The sequence below is a fragment of the Ruminococcus sp. genome, from assembly GCF_019417665.1.
Lineage (GTDB): Bacteria > Bacillota > Clostridia > Oscillospirales > Ruminococcaceae > Ruminococcus_C.
Map to the genome: position 1 here is coordinate 1 of NZ_DXUU01000064.1, position 10,902 is coordinate 10,902.

Genomic DNA, 10,902 nt, shown 5'->3' on the forward strand with positions numbered 1-10,902 from the left:
ACCTCACCTCGCGGCTTCGGCTCCAAGGCTGTGTACCGGCTGCTTGCTGGGCTTTACCGGGTCCGGACTTTCACCGAACTATTTTATCTGCACCGAACTGGCGCACCCTCACGATGTTTATTATAGCAAAAAAGAGATTTTTTGCTATAATTGTCCGATATGCAGGGAGCAAATCTCTGATTTGCGTATCTGCAAGGACATCAAAATAAATTATAATAAATGCTATGCATTTATTATAGCACAAAAATCAGCTTTACGGAAGATTTAGAGATAAATTAGAGATAATTTTAGAGGTAATTTAGAGATTCGTGTGTTATGATAAGGACATACCAAAAAAGGAGGCATATTATTATGCGTAAGAAACTGATTGCTTTTGTGATGGCTGTTATGGTAACTTTTACTGTCACAGGATGCCAAAAGTCAAAAGATGAAGAAGTTGTTACATACAAAGGGCAATATGTGGAGGAGGAAGTTTCGCTTCCGGGACAATACGGCTTATTCGGAGAATTGTTTTTACATGATGAAACGGCATCATTTCTGGATTATGGTACAAAAGAAATTTGTCAGCTGAATGATGATAAATCAGAATTCAGCGAGTCGGCACTTTCGGATACCAGCAGCCTTGGAACAGATTTATATATTCCATGTGCAGTCTGTTCTCCGGACGGAACATATTTTTTCAGTTACTACAATGATGAAAACGAAATGCAGTATGCTGCAATTACAGCTGACGGCGAAGTTTCATCATTTACACTGGACGGTATTTATTTGAATATGCTGGAATTTTCACCGGACGGAAAACTGTTTGCATTTGGCTCAGGTAAAGCAGGCTTTCAGGTCTATGAAATCGATATCCAGCGGCAGTCTGCAAAAGCTTTGTTTGCTATAAATGACGAAGCCTGTGCCTTTGATGTGGTGAATGACTATATTGTCGCAGTGGATTCCACGGATATGTATTTCTACGACTACAAAAATGCAACAATTACAGATACGCCGGAAGCCATGCAAGGTTTTCTCAGTGAACAGGGCTTATCAGGAAACACTCAGCACGTTGCTTATGATTTTTGCAGCGGCGAAGACGGTTCATTCTACATTGTTTCAAAAAAAGGGTTGTACCGTTATGTCATGGGCGGGAATCTGGTGGAACAGCTCATTGACGGATATTCCTGCCGACTGAGCAATCCCTCTTATACAGTAAACTCCGTCATTTGTGATGCAGACGGCAGCTTTTTGATCAGCTATGAGGAAGGTGTGCTCATGCGGTATCGCTATGACCCGGAAGCTGTCAATGAAATTACTTCAACACTGAAAGTATACAGCCTTACCGAAAATGATACATTATCACAGATAATCAGTGAATACAAGGTACAGAATCCTACAGTACGAGTGGATTATGAGATCGGTATGCGAAACGGTATAACTTATGATGACGCTTTGAAAAATCTGACTACAGAAGTTCTTTCAGACAATGCTCCTGATGTTATGATGCTGGACGGACTGGATATTGATAACTATGCAGAAAAGAATATGCTACTTGACTTGACAGACAGTGAAGTCATATGGAATCCCGATAACGTCCTATTGGACAATGTTGCAAAATGGAACAGTAATGACAGCGGATTATATTCTGTTGCCTGCAAATTTGAAGTGCCCATTATTATTGCGTGGCAGGAGGATATGAAGAGTATCAGCAGTCTTTCTGATTTCGCAGATGTTATAGAGGAGAAATATGATGGAGATCTGTATAATCCTAAGGGCTATGTAACTTACTTTTTGTCCGCAGGAGAAATTATTGATACAGCATTTGCACTTGCGGGAGATGACGCTGTCACAGAAAATGGTATTGACAAAGATGCTATGATACAAATACTGCGTGATTGCACAAAAATTTATCAGGAGGGTGATGATAGATACGTGGAATCAAAGGTGGCATTAGAGCTTGAAGAATCACTTGCACCATCCGAAAAATGGGGAATTCGTCCGGCTGGAAGAGGTTTGTATATGCTTGATGGACAGTCAGTTATTGCAGCAGGAACAACAAGAGGTTTTGATACTGATTTGAATTTAATTACTTCACTAAATACAGAAAATTCTGATATAACTTATCGTTATGGTTTAAATGATGAAAGTAATACTTTTATTCCTAAATGCAATCTTGGAATATGTACCGCCGGAGATAATATAGATGAAGCACAGCATTTTATTGCAACAGCAATTTCCGAAAATGTACAGAATGTGGAGAATTATGACGGATTTCCGGTCAACAAAAATTCATTACAGAAGTTTTATGATAAGAACCATGACAAGGATAATTATACAGGAATGTGTGCAGGTCTGACTACTGTTCGTGCAACATGGATGGATGATAAAGAAGCGGCTGAATTTCAGAGTACAATTGAAAAATTAAGCGAACCTGTGATATTGGATACTATGACCCATGATATTATTATTGACGTGGGAACGAAATGCCTGGAGGGCAGTCTTACACCCGAAGAAGCAGCTGACGAAATTGCAAGACAGCTTGACTTGCGAATGAAGGAATAACACAATGAAACGATTAACATTGCATAAACAAAATCTGCGTCACGTACCTTTTCTTCTTCCGAGCTTTATTGGCGTTATGGTCTTTGTGCTGATTCCTTTTGCGGATTCGGTCAGGCGTTCCTTCTGTGCCGCAGTTACGGGAGAGTTTGTGGGAGTGCAGAATTTTAAGACTATTTTCGAAAATGAAGCTTTTTTATTGGCTGTGAAAAATACCTCACTGTTTACAGCCGTCTGCCTGCCGATATTGATCATTCTGTCATTCTTTATTTCTTACGCCTTGTGCAAGCTGAAATACATACGTATCATCAAATCGGCGCTTCTGTTTCCGCTTGCAGTACCGACGGCAACCCTTGTTTTGGTGTGGCAGGTTCTCTTTGATGACGCCGGATATATTAACTCTATTATTACTGAGTTTGGCGGCAGTGAAATTCATTTTCTGCATAGCTCTTCAGCGTTCTGGGTGCTTGTGGGCAGCTACGTCTGGAAAAACCTTGGCTATACGGTGCTTTTGTGGGTGGCGGGAATAATGCGCATTTCCACCTCGTTGACAGATGCTGCAAGGGTTGACGGAGCCAATGAACGGCAATGCCTGTTCTATATCATTTTGCCAAATTTGAAACCAACGCTGTATACTATTACCATTCTCTCGTTTCTCAATTCGTTTAAAGTGTTCCGTGAGGCTTACCTTGTGGCAGGTTCTTATCCTCATGACAGTATGTATCTTTTACAGCATTTGTTTAACAATTGGTTTGTAAATATGGAATTGGATAAAATGGCAGCAGCGGCTGTATGTGTATTCGGTGTAATTTTTCTTGCTATCGTTCTGTTGCAGCGTGCATGGGATAAGGAGGGCTGAGCATGAAAAAAGTCAGAACGGTCATCCTTTACATACTCTTTGCATTGCTTTCTCTTGCAATTCTGTATCCAATTGTGCTTGTCATTATCTTGTCGGTACAGGATTCGGACGAGCTGGCAGGAACGATTTCACCTCTGATACAGTTTACAAGTGAATATGCGGATATTCACTATCTTCCGCAGTACCCAACTCTTGGACATTTCACGGATCTGCTGATTTTCACACCGGAATTCTATACAGTTTTCTGGAATTCTCTGCTTATGGTAGGATTCATTCTGGCATTTCAGCTTGCAGTTGCAGTACCGTCGGCATGGGCGTTTGCAAGGTTTCGATTCAGAGGGAAAAAGCTGCTGTTCAATCTGTACGTCATTTTCATGCTGATGCCCTTTCAGGTGACGATGCTTTCACAGTACATAGTGCTGGATCGCTTTCAGCTGATGGATACAAGATGGGCGGTTATCCTGCCTGCAATATTCTCGACCTTTGCTGTGTTTCTGATATATCGTGGCTTTGCGGATATTCCAAATGATGTAGCGGATTCTGCACGTATTGATGGAGCTAATGAATGGCAGGTTCTGCGGTATATCGGTCTGCCCCTTGGAAAGCATGGTATCCTGTCCTGTCTGGTACTCAGTTTTCTGGATTACTGGAATATGGTAGAGCAGCCTCTTGCATTCATCAAGGATAAAGGCAAATTTCCGTTATCACTGTATCTGCCGATGATGGATTTAAGCAGTGCGAAACTGATGCTGGCAGCATCAGTTGTAACGCTTGTTCCTGCGGTGTTTGTGTTTATCATTGGACAGGATTATCTTGAGCAGGGCATTATATCTTCTGCATTAAAGGAGTAGCAATATGGATGAAAAACAAATTACACTAAAGACAAAAGCTCTCAAATATTTTTTGAGATTCCTTGCGGTAATGTTGGTGCTGACTTTTGCATCCAGAGCAATTTATGCATATCAGCTGCCAAGAGTATCAGTCACAAGTATGAAACATACAACTTTGAATTATCAGATCAAATCGAATGGTACGGTTCAAACAACCAATGAACTTCCTTTGTATGCTGTTCCTGAGCTGAGAATTGCTGAGGTTTGCGTCAAAAATGGTGATACCGTTGCTGAGGGAGATGTGCTTTTGAAATACGATACGACTTATTTGGAGGAATACATAGCAAAGCTGTCAAGACAAATTGAAATTGATACTCTGACAAGAGCTGATTATTATACTGCCCAGGCTTGGAACAGTGCAAAAATACTCACCTTTCAGATTGAAGATAAACAAAAGAAGCTTGAAACTTATCAGAAATTGTTGGATGACGGTGCAGTCATGACAAGCACTGCAAATGGTATGATTTGCAGTGTGAACGTGACCGCTGGTAATTTCACTGGAGAAACAGCAGGCTTTCTGATTGCGGACTTGTCACAGGATCTGTACTTTACAGCTGAAATTACGGAAGAAGAAAGTGAATTGCTGTTTGCAGGTGATTTGGTGAATCTTAGTTTTCGTGGCGGAAGTATCCTGCTGTCAGACTGTGAAATACAGTCTGTGAATAAAATCAGCGATGGTGTTTATATGGTGGAAATACCGCTTGCCCCCTCAGAAGTAACGATTGGTGAAATCGGTCAGATGTCTGTAAAGGTGATGTCCGATGAACGATATGACTGTATTCCGCTGGAGGCAGTTCATGAAAAAGGTGATCAGCACTATGTCTATCTTGTAGAGGAATCGGAAGGATTCCTTGGAACTGAATATCATATCTCCGTTCGTAATGTAGTTGTTACGGAGCAAAACGACAGCTATGCTGCTGTGCAGGATTCAGGACTAACCAGTGAGGATAAGATTGTAATTTACACGAATAAGGAGTTGTACGAGGGACAAGTTGTGAGAATGGGTTAAGTAAAAATTGATAAAAAGAACTTAATGAACAGGAGAAGTTCATTTATTTTTATAGTGTTCATTGGAATATAAGAAAAGGACTGTAGTGCTTATTGCTACAGTCCTTAAATTTTTTATAGCCCAAGTTACTTTTTAATCACCGTCATGATTTCTTAAAGACGTTTTTCGCCAATACCTTTGATGTGACGGGGAACGTTCTCCATTTCTCACAAATCGACAGTTTTGTTTTTCTGCTTCTTTAAGCCATCAGCGTAAAGAAATAGGAATGCTTGAAGTTCATTATGGCTCATCCTCTTAATTTGGCGGTAGTCACAGTCAATAATTTTTCATCCGTCATAGGTTCATTTCCTGTTATTATATGTAAAGCCTCAGTATATCAATATCACTATCCGTATCTCGTGGCTTAATACGTGGAATAATTTTATTCTCCACTTCTGGTGTCCAGTAGATCTTCAATTTTTTTCTTGCTCTCGTAATTGCTGTATAAAAAATACTGTGGGTTATTAGTTCATCCACTTCGTCTGTAATTACAAGTTTAACTGAATCGTACTCCAATCCCTGCGATTTGTGTATTGAAACAGAGTAAGCAATTTGAAATGGCATTGATGTTCTACTAACAGCGTTATTGTCCTCATCTTCATTCTTGATTTTGTACACGCAGAACTGAACAGTGGATTTTCCATTCTCTTCGCCTTGTATAGTTAAGTCATCATACCAAATCAACTCTTCTTCATCGATTGTCTTTTCCAATTCAATCTGAAAACTGATACGCTCATCATTGGTGTTTTCATCAAGAATTTGAATGCCAACAATTTTTCCTTTCATATTATTATGAATCAGTGGTGAAAAACGATTTGATTCCAAAAATAATACTGGGTCGCCAACTTTATATTGCTGAATATCCCATTTGAACGCTTGATTTGGATTACTCTGTTGCAAGAATAGATTTATATTATTGATGCCATACAATCCGTCATAATTAAGGCAAAGAATGGCTTCATCCATTTCACTTGTGGAGAATAAAGAGTCATCTACATTAAGTGCACCACTCTGTACAGCAATCAGTTCTTGAACATCGCTATCCATCCTGCGTACTTTTGCCCATAAATTTAGAAGATATTCGTCATCTGTTCTGTATGGCTTTGTCAATTCAAAAACTGATGATGACGGAATAAATTCCTTAACAGCCGAAAACCAGTTTCCAAATCTAATGGAGTCAATCTGATATGTATCACCTACAAGAAGAATCAGTCCATAACTTGATTTCTTTAGGACTTTCACCATGTTTTCATTGTCTACCGTGCTACATTCATCTACCACGAGTAAATCATAGTAATTATTTGCCCATGATTTTTCAACATAGCTTGTTATCGTAGAAAATCTACAATTTTCTTCTGGTGCATCCACACGACTTTTCAAATTTTCTACAGCAGGGTTTGTTTGAGCTAAATAAAGTTTATCCTTTTCACTGAAATAATGCGAGATATGGTTTATCAGCGTAGACTTACCAACGCCAGCAGAACCATAAATAATTGCAACTTTTGAATTTGCAAACATCTGCCTCAGAACTGGTTTCTTTTCTGGACAATCCACTTTATAGGTATGTTCAAGCCATTCGTCCATGTCTTCTTCGTAATTTGGCTCACCCGAAGTTGCCATTGAACGCAGTTCTCTTATAATGTAACAAGTGTTATCCTTGTAACCATTAATATAAATCAAACCATTCTCTATAATAAGGCTGCTCACCTTACGATGATCTTCATACAATAAGCTGTTGTATTGACGGACGAGTTCCGGTATGTTGTCATAACCGTAAATATCCTCAATAGGCGTAAAAATATGACCTTTAATTTCTGTATTATTTCTTATTAAACGAGCCAATATTTCATGCTTTCTGTTGTATGTGGGTATACACTTATATAAAACACTCAATCTTGGAGTATGGCTAAGTGGAAATCCGATAAATGGCATTTTATCAAATGGTATAGATCCAAACTGAAAATAAAGATAAGATAATTTGAAGTTGGGCTTATCGCCTTTTTGTGACCTTATAACAGCATTATTCATAGTAAACAGAAGATATCGCAATAAATTCTGCCCTGGTCTATCATTCTTTATTATCTTTCTGCAACTATCCAAAGCATCAATAAAAATCGATGTGTCCGACATTTCTCGCCATGTATTCGTCAAACTCTGATATGAATAATCAGGAAAATCAATTATTTCAGTCAGAGAATATCCTGTTTGTGTGAGAAAATTACATATTGTCTTTTGCTCAGAAAAGTTAGGAGTTACTTTTTCATCATTAAGCAAAGAAATGAAATTTTTATACTCGCATCCGCGAATCGATACTTCCCAGCCTACGATGATGAGAATTGGCATTTTTCTTCCAAGAACTTCTACTATTTCTTCTTTCAAATCAAATTTTGACGCATAATTGCTGGTGATAGGCAGCTTAGTGAACGCTATTACTCTGTTCGATTTGTGTTTTTGGTCTACTGCAGGAGTAAAAGTAATCTCATAGTAAATATTTTCTCCAACAAAAAAGGCTTTCTTTTTTTGAATATAATATTTTGAACCATTGCTGGAGAAACGAACTGTGTGTTGCTCGATTTTATGTGATATTTTTTCATAATATTCCTGCAGTGCAGTGTCAAGATGCAGAGGAAACTTATTCAAATTTCTAAACAATGTGATGCCCCAGTTCTTCATTGCCAACTTCTTGATTTCAAGCATATAGCGATAATATTTAAGCATCAAGCGTTCAGAATTTTCTTCGTCCAAGGTATAATACTCAACAACAATTTCAAGGTATTTGTAAAAATGGAAAAGTATCTTCATTTCAGCGTTAATTTGACATGCCTCTAGTGCATTTAGTATGTTTTCAGTATTTATTTCGATATCATTTCCTCTTGAATAGAATTTCAGCATAATATGCTCTACAAGTTTTTTTAAGTCAGACAGAATATCTTGAGATATTGCGCCGCATGAAGAATTATCAATATCATCCAAATGACGGCAAATCTTGTTATCAATTGTTTTAATTCTGTCATTGATTGTAGGCATATTATGCTCCTTTCAGTGTGATTGTCAGTCATTATTTTTCTTTGAATTAGAAATCGCCGTTCCAATCATCAATGAAAGCTCCATAAGGAAGCATTCCAACAGAGTCAGATGATTGAAGCATGACATATTGTCTTATTAAATCTCTTCGTATATTATTTGGCGAAATGAAGGTCGGATTATTCGAATCCATCGCTTCACTTAGTTTTTTCAGTGAATTCAGAATATTCATTACATTTGTCTGTAAAGCAAAATCCTGAAATTCAATCAATTTACCGGAACTATCCGTCAGAGAAATGCCGTACTGTTCCATGGCAGATGCCACCGTGTCGGTCGGTTTTGCCAGATTGGTGATGGCAGAACGCAGTGCCGTACCAGCCTGTGAGGATTTGATGCCGGCATTCGCCATCAGTCCGATGGCAATGGCGGAGTCTTCAGCAGAATAGCCCAAAGAACCCAGTACCGGAGCGGCATACTTGAAAGTCTCGCCCATCATGCTGACGTTGGTATTGGCATTGGAGCTTGCCGCCGCCAGAATATCTGCAAAGTGTCCGCTGTCCGAGGCAGACAAACCGAAAGCGGTCAGAGCGTCTGTGACAATGTCTGAAGTAGATGCCAAATCTTCGCCACTGGCGGCGGCAAGATTCATGATGCCTTCGATACCGCTGAGCATATCGTTGGTTTTCCAGCCTGCCATTGCCATGTAGTTCATAGCATCCGCAGCCTCACTTGCAGAGAATTTTGTCTTGCTGCCCATTTCACGGGCTTTTTCCCGGAGAGCGTCCATCTCTGAACCAGTCGCACCGGACACCGCCGCTACCTTGGACATAGCGGCATCAAAGTCTGCACCAGTTTTCACAGCAATGGTGCCCAGAGCCGTGACACCAGCAGTGACCGGCAGCAGCTTTTGTCCCACGCCAGAGATCTTATCTCCGGCATCCTGCATTTTCTCTCCGACCACACCCAGTTTTTCCAGGGCAGTGTGAGAATTGTTTGCTTCTGTGGTCAGACGTTTCAGTTCGTTTTCAGTTTCGATGATCTCACGCTGTAAGGCATCATACTGCTGCTGGGAAATTTCGCCGTTTGCAAGAGCAGTATTTGCCTGTTCTGCGGCAGTTTTCAGCACTTCCAGCTTTTCTTTGGTGGCAGATACCGCATCCGCCAGCAGTTTGTGCTTCTGGGATAGGAGTTCCGTGTTGGTCGGATCGAGCTTCAGCAGCTTCTGGACATCTTTCAGCTGTGTCTGCGTGCCCTTGATGTCCTTGTTGACACCTTCCAGGGCTTTGGATAGCTTGGTGGTATCGCCGCCGATTTCTACGGTGATGCCTTTGATACGGTTTGCCGTAAATTTCACCTCAGTTCTAAAATAATTGCTTGCAAACGCTTGCAATTGTCAGTGGTATGTGGTATAATAAAAGAAAAAAAGGAGTGTGGTCTTATGGCAAATACAACCGCTGTCTATGCTCGTATTGATACGGGATTGAAAGAGCACGCAGAAGCGATTCTTTCTCAACTGGGAATTTCTCCTTCCAGTGCAATTCAAATGCTGTATAGCCAAATCGTTTTAGAAAATGGGATGCCTTTTGCATCCAGAATCCCTGCTTTTGCTCCAACTGCAATCGGCGGAATGTCGCAGGCAGAAATGGACGCAGAATTGATGAAAGGATTGGAATCCTTAAAAAGCAGCAGAGCTTATTCAGCAGATGAAGTGGATGCAGAATTACACGAGGAATTTGGCATATGAAATACCGTGTCATGTATACCCCTCTTGCGAAAGAAGATCTAAAAACAATCTATCGATATCTTGCAAAGAATCGGAAAGAACCGCAAATTGCTGCAAAACTCGTCAACCGAATCCGAGAAAGCATTCGTTCTCTGAATGAAATGCCTGAACGATATGTTCGTGTAGAATGGGAGCCATGGAAAAGCAGAAATGTTCGCCATTATGCAGTAGGTAATTATGAGGTCTTTTATGAAGTCAATTCACAAGAGGCTGCTGTTATGATCTACCGAATTTTTTATGGCGGAAGAAATATCGAAGCAATCATTGCATCAGAGGAAAATGCTTAAAACGCATCAAAATCCCTCTGATCCGCCAGCACATCATAATGACACTCATCATTCTCCCGTTCGGTGAACATATCATTCACCAGACCAATGGTCAGAAAATCCAAATCGCCCATAGACAAGCCCAGCTGAACGCACCGCAACAAAAACAGCGGTGTGGTCATCGGTCGGTCAATCGGGCGATGTTTTTTTAGACTGAACCTGTGTTTCTACGTTCAAGCCCCAAAGGTCAATCAGCTGCGGCAAGATCTCATAAATGCTGAACGTGTTAAACTGCTCCAGCCACTCGTCCGGCGATGCCGGAATGGCTGCATCGGCGTGTTTTGCCATGATATAGGCGATGTTCTCAAACACTTCAAGGCTATCAATATCCAGTGCAGAGGATTCCTCTGTATTTTCTCCTACAGACTTTTGCAGGGCTGCAAAGTCCTGATAAATATCTCTGCGAAATTTCAAGCGATACAATCTGGGAA

The 10,902-nt window shown here is 40.4% G+C and carries 9 protein-coding genes; 6 read left to right on the plus strand and 3 right to left on the minus strand.

Annotated elements, in window-relative coordinates:
* Window positions 1–351 precede the first annotated feature (351 nt).
* From QZ375_RS12325 to QZ375_RS12340, 4 genes are read left to right on the plus strand one after another with little or no spacing between them, the layout of a single operon-like run.
* The gene (locus QZ375_RS12325; RefSeq protein ID WP_295219559.1) at window positions 352–2,544 is read left to right on the plus strand and encodes an ABC transporter substrate-binding protein; all 2,193 of its coding nucleotides are present in this window, start codon (window positions 352–354) and stop codon (window positions 2,542–2,544) included.
* A 4-nt stretch (window positions 2,545–2,548) separates the two neighbouring features.
* Entirely contained in the window at window positions 2,549–3,400 is an 852-nt protein-coding gene (locus QZ375_RS12330; protein WP_295219560.1) for a sugar ABC transporter permease, read from the plus strand.
* Window positions 3,401–3,402: 2 nt separating this feature from the next.
* A complete protein-coding gene (locus QZ375_RS12335) occupies window positions 3,403–4,251 on the plus strand; it encodes a carbohydrate ABC transporter permease (RefSeq protein WP_295219561.1) in 849 nt (282 codons plus the stop codon).
* 4 nt (window positions 4,252–4,255) lie between these two features.
* Window positions 4,256–5,299, plus strand: a complete 1,044-nt coding sequence (locus QZ375_RS12340; protein WP_295219562.1) for an efflux RND transporter periplasmic adaptor subunit — start codon at window positions 4,256–4,258, stop codon at window positions 5,297–5,299.
* A 354-nt stretch (window positions 5,300–5,653) separates the two neighbouring features.
* Here the strand turns inward: QZ375_RS12340 and QZ375_RS12345 are convergent, their stop codons facing one another.
* Window positions 5,654–8,365 (minus strand): AAA family ATPase, encoded by a 2,712-nt coding sequence (locus QZ375_RS12345; protein WP_295219563.1) that lies wholly within the window; start codon window positions 8,363–8,365, stop codon window positions 5,654–5,656.
* Between the two features lie 46 nt (window positions 8,366–8,411).
* Entirely contained in the window at window positions 8,412–9,716 is a 1,305-nt protein-coding gene (locus QZ375_RS12350; RefSeq protein WP_295219564.1) for a phage tail tape measure protein, read from the minus strand.
* Between the two features lie 84 nt (window positions 9,717–9,800).
* On the opposite strand from QZ375_RS12350, the gene QZ375_RS12355 reads away from it, so the two are divergent.
* The gene (locus QZ375_RS12355) at window positions 9,801–10,106 is read left to right on the plus strand and encodes a type II toxin-antitoxin system RelB/DinJ family antitoxin (RefSeq protein WP_022428191.1); all 306 of its coding nucleotides are present in this window, start codon (window positions 9,801–9,803) and stop codon (window positions 10,104–10,106) included.
* Window positions 10,103–10,432, plus strand: a complete 330-nt coding sequence (locus QZ375_RS12360) for a type II toxin-antitoxin system RelE/ParE family toxin (protein ID WP_295219565.1) — start codon at window positions 10,103–10,105, stop codon at window positions 10,430–10,432. Before QZ375_RS12355 ends, QZ375_RS12360 begins: the two co-directional genes overlap by 4 nt.
* Window positions 10,433–10,600: 168 nt before the next feature.
* On the opposite strand, the gene QZ375_RS12365 is transcribed toward QZ375_RS12360, so the two are convergent.
* Window positions 10,601–10,902, minus strand: a 302-nt coding sequence (locus tag QZ375_RS12365) for a hypothetical protein (protein WP_295219566.1), incomplete at its 5' end; no start/stop codon positions are given.

Excerpts from the sequence above, each read along its gene's own strand:
- QZ375_RS12345 (WP_295219563.1), bottom strand. The coding sequence starts at position 8,365 with ATGCCTACAATCAATGACAGAATTAAAACAATTGATAACAAGATTTGC.
- QZ375_RS12325 (WP_295219559.1), top strand. The coding sequence starts at position 352 with ATGCGTAAGAAACTGATTGCTTTTGTGATGGCTGTTATGGTAACTTTT.
- QZ375_RS12360 (WP_295219565.1), top strand. The coding sequence starts at position 10,103 with ATGAAATACCGTGTCATGTATACCCCTCTTGCGAAAGAAGATCTAAAA.
- QZ375_RS12330 (WP_295219560.1), top strand. The coding sequence starts at position 2,549 with ATGAAACGATTAACATTGCATAAACAAAATCTGCGTCACGTACCTTTT.
- QZ375_RS12335 (WP_295219561.1), top strand. The coding sequence starts at position 3,403 with ATGAAAAAAGTCAGAACGGTCATCCTTTACATACTCTTTGCATTGCTT.
- QZ375_RS12340 (WP_295219562.1), top strand. The coding sequence starts at position 4,256 with ATGGATGAAAAACAAATTACACTAAAGACAAAAGCTCTCAAATATTTT.
- QZ375_RS12355 (WP_022428191.1), top strand. The coding sequence starts at position 9,801 with ATGGCAAATACAACCGCTGTCTATGCTCGTATTGATACGGGATTGAAA.